At 66.4% G+C, this 16,108-nt stretch carries 17 protein-coding genes; 7 read left to right on the plus strand and 10 right to left on the minus strand.

From position 1 onward, the window contains the following. The first annotated feature begins 99 nt into the window (after positions 1 to 99). Together AWC31_RS28600 and AWC31_RS28605 are read left to right on the plus strand one after the other, a co-directional pair. The gene (locus AWC31_RS28600; RefSeq protein ID WP_085147667.1) at positions 100 to 951 is read left to right on the plus strand and encodes an oxidoreductase; all 852 of its coding nucleotides are present in this window, start codon (positions 100 to 102) and stop codon (positions 949 to 951) included. Between the two features lie 27 nt (positions 952 to 978). Next, a complete protein-coding gene (locus AWC31_RS28605; protein ID WP_085147823.1) occupies positions 979 to 1,596 on the plus strand; it encodes a TetR/AcrR family transcriptional regulator in 618 nt (205 codons plus the stop codon). Positions 1,597 to 1,657: 61 nt separating this feature from the next. On the opposite strand, the gene AWC31_RS28610 is transcribed toward AWC31_RS28605, so the two are convergent. The 5 genes from AWC31_RS28610 to AWC31_RS28630 form a co-directional block, all read right to left on the minus strand. Continuing rightward, positions 1,658 to 2,503 carry a hypothetical protein gene (locus tag AWC31_RS28610; protein ID WP_085147669.1) on the minus strand — a complete coding sequence of 282 codons (846 nt, stop codon included), beginning with the start codon at positions 2,501 to 2,503 and terminating at the stop codon, positions 1,658 to 1,660. A gap of 31 nt (positions 2,504 to 2,534) precedes the next feature. Next, on the minus strand, positions 2,535 to 3,392 hold the full coding sequence (gene ppk2 / locus AWC31_RS28615; protein WP_067849304.1) for a polyphosphate kinase 2: 858 nt from the start codon (positions 3,390 to 3,392) through the stop codon (positions 2,535 to 2,537). A gap of 66 nt (positions 3,393 to 3,458) precedes the next feature. After that, complete coding sequence (locus AWC31_RS28620; protein WP_085147671.1) at positions 3,459 to 4,976, minus strand: aldehyde dehydrogenase family protein; 1,518 nt, start codon at positions 4,974 to 4,976, stop codon at positions 3,459 to 3,461. Positions 4,977 to 4,980: 4 nt separating this feature from the next. Continuing rightward, positions 4,981 to 5,562, minus strand: coding sequence for a phosphatase PAP2 family protein (locus tag AWC31_RS28625; RefSeq protein WP_085147672.1), 582 nt, complete (start codon positions 5,560 to 5,562; stop codon positions 4,981 to 4,983). Next, on the minus strand, positions 5,559 to 6,080 hold the full coding sequence (locus AWC31_RS28630; protein ID WP_085147825.1) for a mycothiol transferase: 522 nt from the start codon (positions 6,078 to 6,080) through the stop codon (positions 5,559 to 5,561). The genes AWC31_RS28625 and AWC31_RS28630 overlap by 4 nt, the downstream gene beginning before the upstream one ends. Before the next feature lie 55 nt (positions 6,081 to 6,135). Here AWC31_RS28630 and AWC31_RS28635 point away from each other — a divergent pair, with 55 nt between their 5' ends. Together AWC31_RS28635 and AWC31_RS28640 are read left to right on the plus strand one after the other, a co-directional pair. After that, complete coding sequence (locus AWC31_RS28635) at positions 6,136 to 7,668, plus strand: serine/threonine-protein kinase (protein WP_085147673.1); 1,533 nt, start codon at positions 6,136 to 6,138, stop codon at positions 7,666 to 7,668. A gap of 17 nt (positions 7,669 to 7,685) precedes the next feature. Next, on the plus strand, positions 7,686 to 8,168 hold the full coding sequence (locus AWC31_RS28640; protein WP_234817026.1) for a hypothetical protein: 483 nt from the start codon (positions 7,686 to 7,688) through the stop codon (positions 8,166 to 8,168). Positions 8,169 to 8,171: 3 nt separating this feature from the next. On the opposite strand, the gene AWC31_RS28645 is transcribed toward AWC31_RS28640, so the two are convergent. Further along, positions 8,172 to 8,558, minus strand: coding sequence for a VOC family protein (locus tag AWC31_RS28645; protein ID WP_067849603.1), 387 nt, complete (start codon positions 8,556 to 8,558; stop codon positions 8,172 to 8,174). Positions 8,559 to 8,607: 49 nt separating this feature from the next. Between AWC31_RS28645 and AWC31_RS28650 the strand changes: the two genes are divergently transcribed. Together AWC31_RS28650 and AWC31_RS28655 are read left to right on the plus strand one after the other, a co-directional pair. After that, positions 8,608 to 10,374, plus strand: coding sequence for an N-acyl-D-amino-acid deacylase family protein (locus AWC31_RS28650; protein WP_085147676.1), 1,767 nt, complete (start codon positions 8,608 to 8,610; stop codon positions 10,372 to 10,374). Between the two features lie 43 nt (positions 10,375 to 10,417). After that, complete coding sequence (locus AWC31_RS28655) at positions 10,418 to 10,795, plus strand: hypothetical protein (RefSeq protein WP_085147678.1); 378 nt, start codon at positions 10,418 to 10,420, stop codon at positions 10,793 to 10,795. Positions 10,796 to 10,864: 69 nt separating this feature from the next. On the opposite strand, the gene AWC31_RS28660 is transcribed toward AWC31_RS28655, so the two are convergent. The 4 genes from AWC31_RS28660 to AWC31_RS28675 all read right to left on the minus strand — a co-directional run bounded on the left by AWC31_RS28660 (position 10,865) and on the right by AWC31_RS28675 (position 15,043). Next, complete coding sequence (locus AWC31_RS28660) at positions 10,865 to 11,698, minus strand: endonuclease domain-containing protein (protein ID WP_085147680.1); 834 nt, start codon at positions 11,696 to 11,698, stop codon at positions 10,865 to 10,867. 148 nt (positions 11,699 to 11,846) lie between these two features. Continuing rightward, positions 11,847 to 13,472, minus strand: coding sequence for a chaperonin GroEL (gene groL, locus AWC31_RS28665; RefSeq protein ID WP_067849328.1), 1,626 nt, complete (start codon positions 13,470 to 13,472; stop codon positions 11,847 to 11,849). Positions 13,473 to 13,652: 180 nt separating this feature from the next. Beyond that, positions 13,653 to 14,489 carry an LLM class F420-dependent oxidoreductase gene (locus tag AWC31_RS28670; protein WP_085147682.1) on the minus strand — a complete coding sequence of 279 codons (837 nt, stop codon included), beginning with the start codon at positions 14,487 to 14,489 and terminating at the stop codon, positions 13,653 to 13,655. Beyond that, on the minus strand, positions 14,486 to 15,043 hold the full coding sequence (locus AWC31_RS28675; protein ID WP_085147827.1) for a TetR/AcrR family transcriptional regulator: 558 nt from the start codon (positions 15,041 to 15,043) through the stop codon (positions 14,486 to 14,488). Before AWC31_RS28675 ends, AWC31_RS28670 begins: the two co-directional genes overlap by 4 nt. Before the next feature lie 105 nt (positions 15,044 to 15,148). Here AWC31_RS28675 and AWC31_RS28680 point away from each other — a divergent pair, with 105 nt between their 5' ends. Beyond that, positions 15,149 to 16,072, plus strand: coding sequence for an SDR family NAD(P)-dependent oxidoreductase (locus AWC31_RS28680; protein ID WP_085147684.1), 924 nt, complete (start codon positions 15,149 to 15,151; stop codon positions 16,070 to 16,072). The last annotated feature ends 36 nt before the right edge of the window (positions 16,073 to 16,108 follow it).

Here is a 16,108-nt window from a genome sequence, read left to right on the forward strand (position 1 = left end):
CAGAAAACGCCGAGCAGTCCGAGTTGACGATACGTCGATTTATACTTGACACTATGTCGAGTAGTTCGAAACAAATTTCTCGATCGGCGGGGAGGCGCAGTGCGAACCATCTTCATCACCGGAGTGAGTACCGGCTTGGGGCGCGCCTTCGCGACAGCCGCCCTGCAATCCGGTGACCGGGTGGTCGGCACTCTGCGAAAACCGGCCGAGGTCGCGGCTTTCGAGGCACTGGCGCCGGGACGCGCACATGCCCGCTTACTGGACGTGACGGACGATGCGGCGGTGTTCCGCACAGTGGCCGACATCGAATCGGAGATCGGCCCCATCGATGTCGTCATCGCCAATGCGGGGTATGGCCTGGAGGGCATCTTCGAGGAGACGCCTCTGTCGGCGGTCCGCGCCCAGTTCGCCACCAACGTGTTCGGAGTCGCCGCGACGTTGCAGGCGGCACTCCCCTACATGCGGCGACGCCGCGCCGGCCACCTGATGGCAGTCACCTCCATGGGTGGCCTGATGGCGGTCCCCGGGATGTCTGCGTACTGCGCAAGCAAGTTCGCGGTGGAAGGTCTGCTGGAGAGTTTGCGCAAGGAGGTCGCGGGATTCGGCATTCACGTCACCGCGATCGAGCCGGGTTCCTTCCGCACCGATTGGGCCGGCCGCTCGATGACGCGCGCCGAACGTTCCATCGCCGACTACGACGCGTTGTTCGATCCGATCCGAACTGCCCGCGTCAACGCGAGCGGTAACCAGTTGGGCAACCCGGCGAAAGCCGCTCAGGCGGTGCTGTCGATCCTTGATACCGACAAACCACCCGCACACCTGGTGTTGGGCTCCGACGCTCTCCGATTGATCGCCGCTGCCCGCAGCGCGGTGGCCGACGACATCCGGCGGTGGGAGAGCCTTTCCCGCAGCACCGATTTCGCCGACGGAGCGCAGCTTGCATCCGACTAGCACCTGCGAGAGCCAGACGTGGTGGCGATGAGCAAGTCGTGGCCTTCCCGCCGGGGAACACCACCCACGGTGCGCAAGGGGGACCTCCGCGAGCAGCAGATACTCGATGCTGCCGAAACCCTGCTCACGACCCGCGGCTACGTACACATGACGGTCGGCGACATCGCGGAGGCGGCCGGTATAACCCGCAGCACGTTGTACTTCTATTTCGCCTCCAAGCAGGACATCTTGATCGCCCTGGTGGCTCGGACCGTCTCTGCGCTGCAACAGGATTCAGTGTCAGCACTCAGCCGCGCCGCGCCCATCCACGAGGTGATCGAGGCCGCGCTGGAACATACTGCCCGACAGTGGCGCGAGCACGGTGTGGTGATGCGCGCGGCTGTCGACTTCGCGTCCACCATCCCCGAGGTGGACCGCTTGTGGACCGACACCGCGTATGCGATCTCGGAAGCTGTTACCGCACTGCTGGTCCGAGGTGGGGTACCGCTCGGTGACGGGCCCGACGATGCTCGTGCGCTGGCACGCGTGCTGTGTTGGATGGTCGAACGCAGCTTCTACCAGGCCTCCAGGATCTCGGCGCATGAACTGGACCGGACCAGAAAATCCTGTCAGTCGGCGTGGCTGCGATTCGTGACTCCTGCCTGACGCCAGAAACAGTAGGAGGCGGTCGTCGCGCCGAGCCTGGCGGTAGCGCAGCGGCGCACATCTAGTCCCGCCGGCGCAGCCCACCCAACATCGCCACGATCACGCCGAACACCACCAACACGCCACCGGCCGCGAGCGTGAGATTGAGCCACTGGTGCAAGCTGCCGATGGCGTGGCCGACCATCGAGTCGGCGATCTGGCGGATGTCACCGCTGGTGTGATTGAGCGCATCGTTGATGTACCGACGCGCTGCCTCCAGCCCGGCCCACCCGGCCGCGCCGACGAGAAGTGCCGAAACACCCAACGCGGCAAGGGTTTTACCGCGCGAGCGGGCAGCGGCCAGCGTCAGCAGGGCAAAGACTCCGGTGAGGACGGCCGCCGCCACACTGACCCACGGCCCCCACACCGCCAGCAAGCGTAGTTTCCCCGGTTCCAGACCCGCCGGTGGCGATGCCGTGATCGGCACCGTAAGCGTCTGCGGCACTTCGACATCGAAATTCGCCAAGGTCTGCTGAAACGACGTGTCAGACAGCATCGGGGCCAGATCGATCACCCAGCCGCCGTCCGCGTCGCGGGCCACCCGGTCGGTGAACATCCAGGTGTGGGCGATCTCGTTGGCCCTGGCGAACTGTCCGGGAAACGCCTCCCCCGCGGTGTAGGCGTTGGCCACCCCGCGCACCATGCCGGCGTTGACGTCGGCGCCGCGCTGCGCGGCGAGCGCGGTCACCTGCGTGGTGAGCTCACCCGCGACCGCCTGCTGAAGCTGTGGGTCTTTGGCGGCCGTGGCGGCGAACGCCGAGTAACCGTTTCGGTCGATGACGTTCTTCTGCGCCCATGCGCTCGGTACCGCGATCGCGAGCAGAGCCGTTGTCAGCACCCACAGGAACAGCGTCGTCACAAACCGCACGCCGTCCTCCTAGCCGGGACGGCACCGGAGATCAATCCGACAGCGCACGCCCCACGATCAGTGGATCGGCATGGCCGACCACCTCATGGTCTTTGTTGTCGTAGTCGAACTTACCGAGCACGTAGCGCATGGCGTTGATACGGGCGCGTTTCTTGTCGTTGCTCTTCACCACAGTCCACGGCGCGATCTCGGTGTCGGTCCAGGCGAACATGTCTTCCTTGGCCGCGGTGTAGTCGTCCCATTTGTCCAGCGACGCAAGGTCGGTGGGCGACAGTTTCCACTGCCGCACGGGATCAACCTGGCGGATCGTGAAGCGTGTGCGCTGCTCGGACTGCGTCACCGAAAACCACAGCTTGGTGAGGCTGATGCCGTCGTTGACCAGCATCTGCTCGAACAGCGGGGCCTGGCGGATGAACTCGGCGTGCTGCTTGGGCGTGCAGTAGCCCATCACGCGCTCGACACCGGCGCGGTTGTACCAGGACCGGTCGAACAACACGATCTCGCCGGCGGCGGGCAGATGGCCGACGTAGCGCTGGAAGTACCACTGAGTGCGTTCCTTCTCGGTGGGTTTCTCCAGCGCGACGACGCGCGCACCGCGCGGGTTGAGGTGCTCCATGAACCGCTTGATGGTGCCGCCCTTGCCCGCGGCGTCGCGGCCCTCGAACACGATGACGTGCCGGTGGCCGTTCGCCTGACTCCACTTCTGCAGCTTCAGCAACTCGATCTGGAGCAGTCGCTTCTGCTCCTCGTAGTCGTTGCGCTTCATCCGCTCGTCGTACGGATAGCCCTCACGCCAAGTGTCGACGACGTCGCCGCTCGGGAGAAGCAGCAGCTCAGGGTCGTCGTCATCGTCGTCGCGGACGGCGTAGCCAGTGGAGTCCAGAGTCACCGGCCGAAGGTATCGGCCCCGGCAAAATCCAAGGTGACGCCGCAGTGAACGGCCGGTGGCGAACCCCTACTTGGCCTTCCGCCGCGGCCGGGCCAATGCCATCTTGGTCATGAGCTTGTTCATCCGCGCCAACGCTTTGTGGGAGTTGTTGTAGTAGTTGCCGCCGGCACCGACATTGGTGCGTGGCACCACGACGGTCTCCTGCTTGCAGAACTTGCGCACACCGTCGATGCCGCCGAACCGCGCGCCGATGCCCGAGGTCTTCCAGCCGCCCATGGGTGCGGTGGTGCACATGAGGTTCGAGATCACGTCGTTGACGTTGACCGCACCGCAATCGAGTTGCAAGGCAACGGCTTTCGCCCGATCGACGTCCTTCGAGAACACCGACGCGCTCAAGCCGTATTGGCTGTCGTTGGCCAGCCGCACGGCCTCCTCGACCGAGGACACCTTCATGATCGGCAAGGTCGGCCCGAACGTCTCTTCGGTCATGCAGGTCATCGAGTGGTCGACGTCGACGAGAACCGTGGGCGGATAGAAGCTGCCCGGGCCCTCGGGGCGCTTGCCGCCCGTCAACGCCTTGGCCCCAGCCGCGATCGCCTCCTTGACGTGCCGCTCGGTGATCGCCACCTGGTTCTCGTCGATCTGTGCGCCGAAGTCGTAGCCCTCGCCCGCACCCATCTTGAGGTTGTTCACGGCTTTCACGACAGCCGAGACGAATTGGTCGTACACGGGCTCGAGGACGTAGACCCGCTCGACCGACACACACGTCTGCCCGGCGTTGAACATCGCGCCCCACACCGCGGCGTTCGCGGCGAGCTCGACGTCGGCGTCCTCGAGCACGATCATCGGATCCTTGCCGCCGAGCTCGAGGCTGACGGGGGTGAGCCGGCGCGCGGCGCGCTCCATCACCTTGGCGCCGGTCGCGCAGGACCCGGTGAACTGGATGTAGTCCGAGTTGTCGATGACGGCCTCGGAGACTTCACGGGCACCCTGCGCGAGCGCGAACACCTCTGGAGCGCCGGAATCCAACCAGCCGCGCAGCAGCACCTCGGCCGTCAGCGGGGTCCGCTCGGACGGCTTGAGCAGCACCGAGCACCCTGCCGCGAGCGCGCCGATGGCGTCCATCATCGCGTTGGCGACGGGGTAGTTCCACGGGGCGATGATGCCGACGACCGCACGCGGACGGTAGTGCACGGCGATCTTCTTGATCGACAGGAACGGCAGCGGAGCGGGCCGGGTCTCCGGCTCCATCGCCTTCTCGACGGTCTTGATGTAGTACGACAAGATCATCAGCAGCAGCGGGACCTCCTGGGCCGCGTCCACTGCCGACTTGCCGGTCTCGGCGATCAGCAGTTTCTCGATCTCGTCGCGGTGATCGCCGAGCCACACGGCGTAGCGGGCCAGCACCTTGGCCCGGCCCTTCGCGCCGCGGGCCTCCCATTCCTTCTGCGCCGTGCGCAGACCTGCCGCGATCCGCGGCACGTCGGCGGGATCGGTCCAACGCACCTGGCCGGCGACGGCGCCGGTCGCAGGGTTGTGAATAGTGCCGGTCTCCGGCAGTTCAACTTCAGGCGTCGCTGTCATGGGCCTATGTTAACCACCGTTTGTGACCCACGTCGCACCGGGGTTGACACCTGTCAAATGTGGGACGAGTCAGGACGTACGCCACACACACCACCGACGTCGCCAGCAGCGCCGCGCCGACCGTGTCGGTGAAGTAGTGGTGGGTGATCGCCTGCCCGAACATGCCCAGGACGCTGATGGTGACCGCCACGACGACGGCCCATGCGGCGAAGCCCGCCGCGATCAACACCATCCCCATCACCACGACGACGAAAGTCGCGTGGCCGCTGGGATAGGCCAGCGCACCGCCCTTTTCCCGGCCGAAGAGGTGTTTGCACAGCCGCGCGACGGCAATTGCGAGTGGCGGGCTCACCGCCATCGCGGCGGCCAGCCACCACTGTCTGCGCCACAGCACCACAACGATCGCGACCAGAAGCACCGGTGTCAGCCATCGCCAGTCGGTGAACAACAGGAACATCCGGCGATATGGACCCAGCTCGCGGCCGAGCGCTTGAAACCAACTGTCGACGGGGGTCGGCCCGTGGCGTACCGCCAAGCCGAGCACCAACATGGCGGCCATCGCGACCGGTGGCCACCAGCGCGTCATTTCCCGATGATTCCTCGCAGGTAGGCCGCCTGGCCGAGATGCTGTGCGCAGTCGTCGACGATGCTGACCAGCCGCGCGCTCGCTGTCACGGGCGGGTCCCAGTTGGTGTCGACGACTCGCGCCAACTCGTCCGCCGTGACCGTGGCGATGTACTCGAGCGTGACCTTGTGGACCGCTCGGTAGTAACCCGCGAGCAGGTCAGCGGGCGCCTGCACCTTGGCGACGTCGTCGGGCCGGTGGCCGTATCCGATGTCGTTGCGCGGCAAGTCGAGGCCGAACCGGTCCACCCAGCCATCGCGGGTCCACACCTGCTCGACACCCGCGATGTCGCACAGCTGCAGGTCCTGACACCGCGCGCTGTGCCAGATCAACCAGGCGATGCTGTTGGCCTGCGGAGTCGGCCGATAACTGGAGACTTCCTCGGTCAGGCCCTCGGTGAGGTCGTCGACATGCTCGATCAGCCGGGTGAACGCGTCACGCAACAGTTCCCGGACGGCTTCGGAATCGGCGGCGGTCATGATCCCGACGCTACTCGCGGTGGAAAGGTCGCCGGTCACCGCTACTATCACGGCCATGCCGCTGAACACCGGTGACGTGTTCGCCGGGTACACGATTCAACGTTTGCTCGGCTCCGGCGGCATGGGCGAGGTCTACCTGGCGCAGCATCCGCGGCTGCCCCGTCAGGACGCGCTGAAGATCCTGCCGATCTCGCTGACCGGCGACACGCAGTACCGGCAGCGGTTCAATCGGGAAGCCGACATCGCCGCCCTGTTGTGGCATCCCCATATCGTCGGTCTGCATGATCGCGGCGAGAGCGACGGCCAGCTGTGGATCGCCATGGATTACGTCGACGGCACCGACGCGTCCCGGTTCGTCCGCGAACACCATCCGAAGGGCATGCCGCTGGCCGATGCGATCGAGATCGTCACGGCGATCGCCGACGCGCTCGATTACGCGCACACCCGCAACCTGCTGCACCGGGATGTCAAGCCGGCCAACATATTGCTGACCGGATCCGGAGATGTTGCCGATCCGGCTCCCCGGGTGCGCACGAAACGGCGAATCCTCCTCGCGGACTTCGGCGTTGCGCGCCGTGTCGACGACATCAGCGGGCTGACCGCCACGAACATGGCCGTCGGTTCGATGGCCTATTCCGCGCCCGAACAGCTGCTGGGACAGGACATGGACGGACGGGCCGATCAATATGCTCTGGCCGCCAGCGCATTTCATCTGCTCACCGGGCGCTCACCGTTCCATCACTCGAATGCGGCCGTCGTCATCAGCAAGCATCTCAGCGAACCGCCACCGCGCCTGAGCGCATCTCGTCCCGAACTCGCCCATCTCGACGACGTGATGGCCAAAGGTCTCGCCAAGGACCCCGCCGCGCGCTACGCCCAGTGCAGTGATTTCGCCAATGCACTCGGGAGCGCGGCCCCCAAGCCCGCGCCGCGTCCGCCCACCGTGACCCGGCCGGTCGTATCGCCACCACCGCCGCCAAAACCTGCGCCGCAACCGCAACCGCCCGCACTGCACATCAGCAGCCCGTCGATCAGCACGCCGCCCCCGCCGGCGGCCTGGTCGTTCACACCACCCGTATTGCAACCCCGTCCACGCCAGAAGCGCAGTGCCGCACGCGTTCTTGTTCCCGCCACGCTCGCGGTGCTGCTGGTGTGTGCGATCGGTTTCGCGGCAACCCAGTTCATGCGCAGCGCTCCGACGACGAGCACTACCCCGCAATGGCAGCCCTACGTCGACGCGGCGAAGACTCTCGCGGTTGATCTCGTCACCGTGAATGCCGACACCGTCGATGCCGACATCGAGCGGGTGATCGACGCGACGACCGGCGAATTCCAGGACCGGCTGCGCAGTGGTTCGGCGAAGATGAAGCAGGGCACGGTCGACGAGGGCAAGGAGACCGAGGCCGACGTGACCGGCGCCGGTGTCGAGTCGTTCACCTCCGATGAGGCCGTGGTGTTGGTCAGTGTCACCACGAAAACTACGTACAACACCAACGCCCCGCGGGAGGACGCGGTTCAGCGGCTCGCGATCACCATGGTCAAGGTCGGTGACGAGTACAAGGCCTCGAAGATGGAGTTCGTGGACTGATGCGAAGGACGGGGTGGGTGGTTCTGGTTGTCGGACTCGTCGTGGGCACAGCGGTCGCGCTCGGGCTCGGCACGTGGCAGATGACCGAGAAGAACCGACCCGCACCGGCCCTGGTGGCCGACCAGACCGCCGCCCGCGACGAGGTGGTTGAGCTGACGACGGCGAACCTCGAAAAGCTGCTGAGCTACACGCCGAGGACCGACGACGACGACGTCGACAACCTCGCTGCGCTGTTGACCGGCGAAGCCGTCAACAACTACCGCGAACAGATGCGCTCCAAGACGGCCATCGCGAGGTCCAACGGCGTCACGCAGACCTCGAACGTACGGAACGCCGCCATCGAGACGTTGTCGGCCGACAAGGCTCAGGTGCTCACGTTCGTCGACCAGATCGTCGAATCGACGGGCAACAAGACCCGGACGGAGGCGCAGCTCGCCATCCGGGTCGAGCTCGCGCAGATCAACGGTGCGTGGCTGATCACCGCGATCAACACGTTGTGAGCGCTACTGCGGCGGGGCTCCGTGAAACACGGCCTCGACGTTGTTGCCGTCGGGGTCGCGGACGAACGCGCCGAAATACCCCGGGTGATACTCCGGCCACAGGCGAGGTGCATGCAGCGACTCGACACCCAGCTTCAGTGCGGTCTCGTAGAACTCGGTGACCGCGTCGACGCCGGACGCGTGGAACGCCACATGGATCTCGCGGTTGGGCCCGGCAGCGTCACCGGCACTGGCATCGGCGATCCAGAAGGCGGGATGCCCGTCCTTGCCGTAGCCGATGGCCACGCCGAAGTCCATCTGACGCGTGTAGCCCAGGACGCCCAGGACCGCGTCGTAAAACTCCTTCGCTTTGGCGAAGTCTGCGCAGTTGATTCCGAAATGATCGATCACGCGCTCGATCCTGGCACGTCGCACCGACACTTCGTCGTACGTTTGTCAGATGACCCACGACCCCGAAAGCGCGGCAACGACGACGTTCGATCTTGTCATTCGTGGCGGTCTGATCGTCGACGGGTTGGGCGGCGAACCATATGCCGGTGACGTCGCCGTGCGCGACGGTGTCATCGTCGCGGTCGGATCGGTGCCGCAGCGCGGTGCCCGCGAGATCGACGCGACCGGACTGTTGGTGACGCCGGGTTTCGTCGATCTGCACACCCATTACGACGGGCAGGCGATCTGGTCCGATCGGCTCAATCCTTCTTCGGCGCACGGCGTCACAACCGCCGTGATGGGCAACTGCGGAGTGGGTTTCGCGCCGTGCCGGCCCGCCGATCATGACGTGCTCCTCGACGTGATGGCGGGCGTGGAGGACATTCCCGGAGTCGTGATGGTCGACGGTCTGCCGTGGCACTGGGAGACGTTTCCCGAGTACCTCGACGCGTTGGCGGCGCGCCGCCTCGACATCGACGTGGCCGCATACCTACCGCACTCACCGCTGCGTGTGTATGTCATGGGGCAACGAGGCGCCGACCGCGAACCGGCGACGGCCGAGGATCTGGCCCGGATGCGGGCATTGGCCAAGGAGGCGATCGAGGCAGGCGCGCTCGGTTTCGCGTCCTCGCGACTGGCCACCCACCGCACCGAGGGTGGGCAGCAGATCCCCAGCTTCGAAGCCGGCGACGAGGAGATCCTGGAGATCGCGCGTGGCGTCGCCGATGGCGGCGGCGGCCTGATCCAGTTCGTGCCCGACATCCCGGCCGGCGGCTATCAGCCGGTGCTGCAACAGGTTTTCGACGCGGCGACCGACACCGGCCTGCCGGTCACGTTCACGCTGCTCGTGCTCAACGCGGGCGACCCGCTGTGGGTCGAGGCCATGACGATGGTGGAGAAGGCCAACCGGGAAAGCGCAGCCGGTGTCCCGATGATCACCGCGCAGGTGTTCCCGCGGCCGATCGGGTTGATGATCGGCCTGGAACTGACGGCCAACCCCTTCGTGCTGTATCCCAGCTACCAGGAGATCGCGGGGCTGCCGCTGGCCGAGCGGGTCGCACAGATGCGCAAACCGGAAGTGCGGGAGCGCATCCTGTCCGACAAGCCGGGCGGTGCGCCGGCCAATCCGCTGGTGTACCTGGCCCAGGCCTGGGATTGGATCTTCCCGCTCGGCGAGGACGCGAACTACGAACCCGACCGGTCCCAGAGCATCGCGGCCAGGGCGAAGGCCCGCGGCGTCAGCCCCATGGCGGAGGCCTACGACCGGCTGCTCGACGACGACGGCCACGCGATCCTGCTCGGCGCGATGGCCAACTTCGAGAACAACTCACTGGACACGGTCGGCGATCTGATCCGTCGCGAAGACGTCGTCCTCGGCCTCGGCGACGGCGGCGCGCATTACGGAATGATCTGTGATTCAAGCTTTCCCACGTATCTGCTGGCGTATTGGGCGCGTGACCGCGCGACCGGCAGACTGTCGGTGGCACAAGCCGTGCGTGAGCTGACGTCGGTGCCGGCACGGGTGGCCGGCCTCTCGGACCGCGGGCGCATCGCCGTCGGCTACAAGGCCGACCTCAACGTCATCGACCATTCCGCGCTGCGGCTGCACAAGCCCGTCATCACCTACGACCTGCCTGCCGGCGGGCGGCGGCTCGACCAGACCGCCGACGGTTACGTCGCGACCGTCGTGTCGGGTGAGGTCATCGCCGAGCACGGCGCGCCGACCTCCGCGCGGCCCGGCCGGCTGGTCCGCGGCCGCCAATCTGCACCGGTCTGACCGGTCCGGCCCGACGGCGGGCAAACCGCACTATCCTCGCGTCATGAGCGTGAAAGTGGATCTCAACCAGCTGGCCGCCAAGCTGACGGACTACACGTTCGCCTATCTCGTCACCGTCGACGACAACTACCACGCACACACCGTGGCGGTCGAACCCCAACTCGTCGACGGCGTCATCGACGTGGGCCCGGTCGGCGGGCACACCCGCAGAAACCTGGCCTCCCACGACGGCGTGACCCTCATCTGGCCACCACGCCAGCCCGGCGGTTTCTCGCTGATCGTCGACGGCCGCGGTCAACCCGCCGCCACCGACGACGACACCCAGCAGATCGTGCCGAGCCGCGCGGTCCTGCACCGCAAACGGTCGAGGCACTCAGCGAACCCCGGCACCAACGACTGTGTGGTGCTTTCCGAGAACTGAGTGCCCGTCGAGTGTGGGGTTTGTGCACGCGATTGCGGCGAAAACCGTACGCAATGCCCACGCTCGGTATCAGACCGGGCAGCCGGCGGCGCGCAATTTGGCCCGCACGCGTTCGACGATGACTTGCGGTCGCGACATCATCTCCGCGCTGACGCGCACGACCACCCAGTCAGCCTCCTCAAGCAGCGCGATGCGATCGATATCCCACGCTCGCTGCCGCCGATCAGTCCAGTGCTGAACGCCGTCATATTCCACTGCGACCTTCCATTCCCGCCATCCCATATCGACGCGAATGCGCAGTTCGCGGAACTCGATCTGCGTCTCTGGAGCAGGTAACCCTCCCCGGACGATGAGCAGTCTCAACCTGCTTTCCTGCGGAGACTCGGCACCGGCGTCGATCATGGGCAACAGCAAGCGCAGCTGTGCGACACCACGTGCACCGGGATGGGCGTCAGCCACCGCAAGCACATCGGCCGGCTTGATTCTTGTGGCATTGAGCAGCGCATCCACCATGGGGACTGCGTCGTCGAACCGGTGGAGCCGGCCGAGATCAAACGCTGTGCGGGAGGCACTCGTAGCTTCTGTGCCGGCGACACGGCATGTCTCCCCTGGGTCGAGGGTCCAAGAGCGCACCACTATCCCGGTCGACGCGTGCCGGTCGGCACGAATGATCTCGGCAGGCATCGCCGGGTTCAACCACTTCGTGCCATGCACCGCCGCGGCCGACATCCCGGCGAGCGTGGCGCCCGTGCTCAGCCACGCCGCCTGTGCCCGGATTCGAGCAGTCAGTTCGACATCGCGCCGGACATATACATCGCGGTAGATCGCTCGATGCCCGCGGGCCAGCGAGCGTCGGGTGAACTCTCCGCGTTGAATAGCGGCACTTCCGAGAAAAGGTTCCATGCCCGGCACGTTCGGCGAAGCCACCGACGAAAGTGGGCCCTGTGCACGGCAATCCACCGAATCCTGTGCATAAAGCCCACGTTGGGGATAAACGAAAAACAGCCCTGGCGCGCGGAGCGCACCAGGGCTGCTTTTTCGAAAGCGGGACTTAGAAGTCCATACCGCCCATGCCACCGGTCGGGTCGCCGGCGGGTGCGGCGGCCTTCTCCGGCTTGTCGGCGACGACGGCCTCGGTGGTGAGGAACAGCGCCGCGATCGAGGCTGCGTTCTGCAGCGCCGAGCGGGTGACCTTCACCGGGTCGGCAACGCCGGCCTTGAGCAGGTCCTCGTACTCACCGGTGGCGGCGTTGAGGCCGGTGCCGGCGGGCGAGTTGGTGACCTTCTCGGCGACGACGCCGGGCTCCAGACCACCGTTGAAGGCGATCTGCTTCAGCGGAGCCGACAGCGCGACCTTGACGATGTTGGCGCCAGTGGCCTCATCGCCGGTGAGCTTCAGCTCGTCGAGAGCCGGAGCCGACTGCAGCAGGGCCACGCCGCCACCGGCGACGATGCCCTCTTCGACGGCAGCCTTCGCGTTGCGGACGGCGTCCTCGATGCGGTGCTTGCGCTCCTTGAGCTCCACCTCGGTGGCAGCGCCGGCCTTGATGACCGCAACACCGCCGGCCAGCTTGGCCAGGCGCTCCTGCAGCTTCTCGCGGTCGTAGTCGGAGTCGCTGTTCTCGATCTCGGCGCGGATCTGAGCCACCCGGCCGGAGATGGCGTCGCTGTCGCCTGCACCCTCGACGATGGTGGTCTCGTCCTTGGTCACGACGACCTTGCGGGCCTTGCCCAGCAGCGCGACGTCGGCGGTCTCGAGGGACAGGCCGACCTCTTCGCTGATGACCTGGCCACCGGTGAGGATCGCCATGTCCTGCAGCATCGCCTTGCGGCGGTCACCGAAGCCAGGGGCCTTGACGGCGACGGACTTGAAGGTGCCACGGATCTTGTTGACCACCAGGGTCGACAGGGCCTCGCCCTCGACGTCCTCGGCGATGATCAGCAGCGGCTTGCCGGACTGGATGACCTTCTCCAGCAGCGGCAGCAGGTCCTTGACGGTCGAGACCTTCGAGCTGACCAGCAGGATGTAGGGATCCTCGAGGACGGCTTCCTGACGCTCGGCGTCGGTCACGAAGTAACCCGAGATGTAGCCCTTGTCGAAGCGCATACCCTCGGTGAGCTCCAGCTGCAGGCCGAAGGTGTTGCTCTCCTCGACGGTGATGACACCCTCGTTGCCGACCTTGTCCATGGCCTCGGCGATCAGGTCGCCGATGGACTGGTCACCGGCGGAGATACCGGCGGTGGCAGCGATCTGCTCCTTGGTCTCCACCTCCTTGGCGCTCTTCAGCAGCGTCTCGGTGACCTTCTCGACGGCCTTCTCGATGCCGCGCTTCAGGCCGAGCGGGTTGGCGCCGGCCGCGACGTTGCGCAGACCTTCGCGAACCAGAGCCTGGGCCAAAACGGTGGCGGTGGTGGTGCCGTCGCCGGCGACGTCGTCGGTCTTCTTGGCGACCTCTTTGACCAGCTCAGCGCCGATCTTCTCGTACGGGTCCTCCAGCTCGATCTCCTTGGCGATGGACACACCATCGTTGGTGATCGTGGGGGCGCCCCACTTCTTCTCCAGGACGACGTTGCGACCCTTGGGGCCCAGCGTCACCTTTACCGCGTCGGCGAGGCTGTTCAGGCCCCGCTCAAGGCCGCGACGGGCCTCTTCGTCATACGCAATTGTCTTAGCCATTGCGAAGTGATTCCTCCGGATAGGGGATCGCACGTTCGTTGGCCGGGTTCAGTGCCCGCGACGGACGACCAGGGTGTGCTCCCGCAGGTGCGGCCCCGGTCTCACCGTCCCGACCTAGCACTCACGAATCGAGAGTGCCAACTGCATTCTTAGCACTCGACCAGGGCGAGTGCAAGGTTGTTACGCACCGGATTGGTACTGCTCGACGCGCGCGGCGAATTCGTCGAGCAGCCGCAGTGACTCATCCGTGCCGACCGACGGCAGGAACAAGCCGAGCTGACCGAAGCCGAGATCCTCGGCGGCCCGCCAGTAGTCGGCGTCGATGGGCGTCCCGAACATCGCGAGCGGTACATCGTGGCCTGCGCCGTCACGCATCTGCCCGACGCGTTGAGCCAGCACGTCCCGCGGCAGCGGATTGGAGATCCAGCCGGCGCCGTGGCGGATCACGCGCTTGACCGTGGCATCCGAGTTGCCGCCGATATAGATGGGCGGATGCGGTTTCTGGACCGGCTTGGGGCGGCAGTAAGACAGTTCGAAGTCGACGTGCTTGCCGTGGTACTCGGCGGGTTCGGCGGTCCACAGCGCCTTGATCGCCTCGATGCTCTCGTCCAACCGTGCGCCGCGGGTTTTCGGGTCGGTGCCGTGGTCGCGCATCTCCTCGAGGTTCCAGCCCGCGCCTACACCGAACACGAACCGGCCGCCGGAGATCAGGTCGATGCTGGCGGCTTCCTTGGCCGTGTGGATGGGATCGCGCTGGATGAGCAGGGTGACGCCGGTGAAGAGTTCGATCTCGGACGTCACCGCGGCCGCCGCGGCGAGGGTCACGAAGGGATCGAGGGTGTTGTAGTAGTACGACGGCAGATCGCCACCGCTGGGATACGGGGATTCCCGGCTCACCGGGATGTGGCTGTGCTCGGCGACGACGAGCGAGACGAAGCCACGTTCCTCGATCGCGCGCGCCAGCGTTGCCGGGTCAATGGTGTCGTCGTCGACGAACGTCGAGATCCCGAACTTCACCCAGCTGACGCTACCCCCGGCGCGCGCAACCCGTCGAAGACGACGTCGGTCGTGTGGCCGGCCAGGTCGGCGTTGTAGCTCTGCATGGCCTGGCAGCCGACCATGAGCGCTTTGACGCCCGCAGCGTCGATGTCGCCTCGTACCGCGCCCGCTTCCTGCCCGACCCGCAGCAATTCGCCAAGCACCGCCATGTACTCATCCTCGGCCTCGGGCACCACGGTTTTGATGTCGATCCCGGCGCCGGCGAACGCGTCGACCAGGCCGCGGTCTTCTGCACTCCACCGCACCATCGACCGCAGGAACTCGAACAGCGCGTCGGCCGGATCCGCTTCGGCCAACAGCGTGCGGCCCTCGTCGACGATCGCGTTGATGCGATCGGCGATCACCGCACGAAACAGGTCTTCCTTGGCCGGGAAATGCCGGTACACGGTTCCGGCACCCACCCCGGCCCGACGCGCGATCTCATCGATCGGCACCGCGAGCCCCTCGGCCGCGAACGTTTCGTAGGCAACCTCCAGCACCCGGGCACGGTTGCGGGCCGCATCCGCGCGCATCGACACCACCTCACAAATCGGGGATTGACAAAACGGGGCGCGCGTTCCGTATATTCGGAAGCAACCGGAGCGCACACTCCGTTTAACCCTCACCAGGAGTCTCTCATGACGAAATGGACCACCGCCAGCATTCCCGACCAAACCGGCCGCATCGCCGTCGTCACCGGAGCCAACACCGGGCTCGGGCTGGAGACCGCGAAGGCCCTCGCCGCCAAGGGCGCACACGTCGTACTCGCCGTGCGCAACCTCGACAAGGGCAAGGCCGCCATCGACTGGATCGCCAGGACCGTCAGCGAATCCGATCTCGAGTTGCAGCAGCTCGACCTGGGCTCGCTCGAGTCGGTGCGCACCGCCGCGGCTGAGATCAAGGACAAGCACGACCGCATCGATCTGCTGATCAACAACGCCGGCGTCATGACCCCGCCCAAGCAGACCACCGCCGACGGCTTCGAGCTGCAGTTCGGCACCAACCATCTCGGCCACTTCGCTCTCACGGGCCTGCTGCTCGACCGCCTGCTCCCGGTGACGGGCTCGCGCATCGTGACCGTCAGCAGCACCGGGCACCGCTTCGCCCCCGGCATCCGCTTCGACGATCTGCAGTGGGAACGCAGCTACAACCGGCTGCAGGCTTACGGCCAGTCCAAGCTCGCTAACCTGCTGTTCACCTATGAGCTGCAGCGCCGCCTGACCGGGCACCAGACCACCGCGCTGGCCGCACATCCCGGCGGATCCGACACCGAACTGGCGCGGCACCTGCCGCGCGCCTTCCAGGTCGCGTTGCCCGCAGCGCGCGTGCTGTTCCAGGACGCGGCCATGGGCGCCCTGCCGACACTGCGCGCGGCGACCGACCCGGGCGCGCTCGGCGGTCAGTACTACGGGCCCGACGGATTCGCCGAGCAGCGCGGCTACCCCAAGCTCGTGCTGTCCAACCAGCGGTCCTATGACCTCGACATGCAGCGGCGGCTGTGGACGGTGTCCGAGGAGCTGACCGGCGTCACGTTCCCGGTGCTGCAGGGCGCGACTGCTTGACCCTGGTGTCGAGAACAGCGGGATAGGCTGGGCGGC

Origin of the sequence: Mycolicibacterium wolinskyi (assembly GCF_002101965.1) — a bacterium.
In the GTDB taxonomy this organism is placed as follows: domain Bacteria; phylum Actinomycetota; class Actinomycetes; order Mycobacteriales; family Mycobacteriaceae; genus Mycobacterium; species Mycobacterium wolinskyi.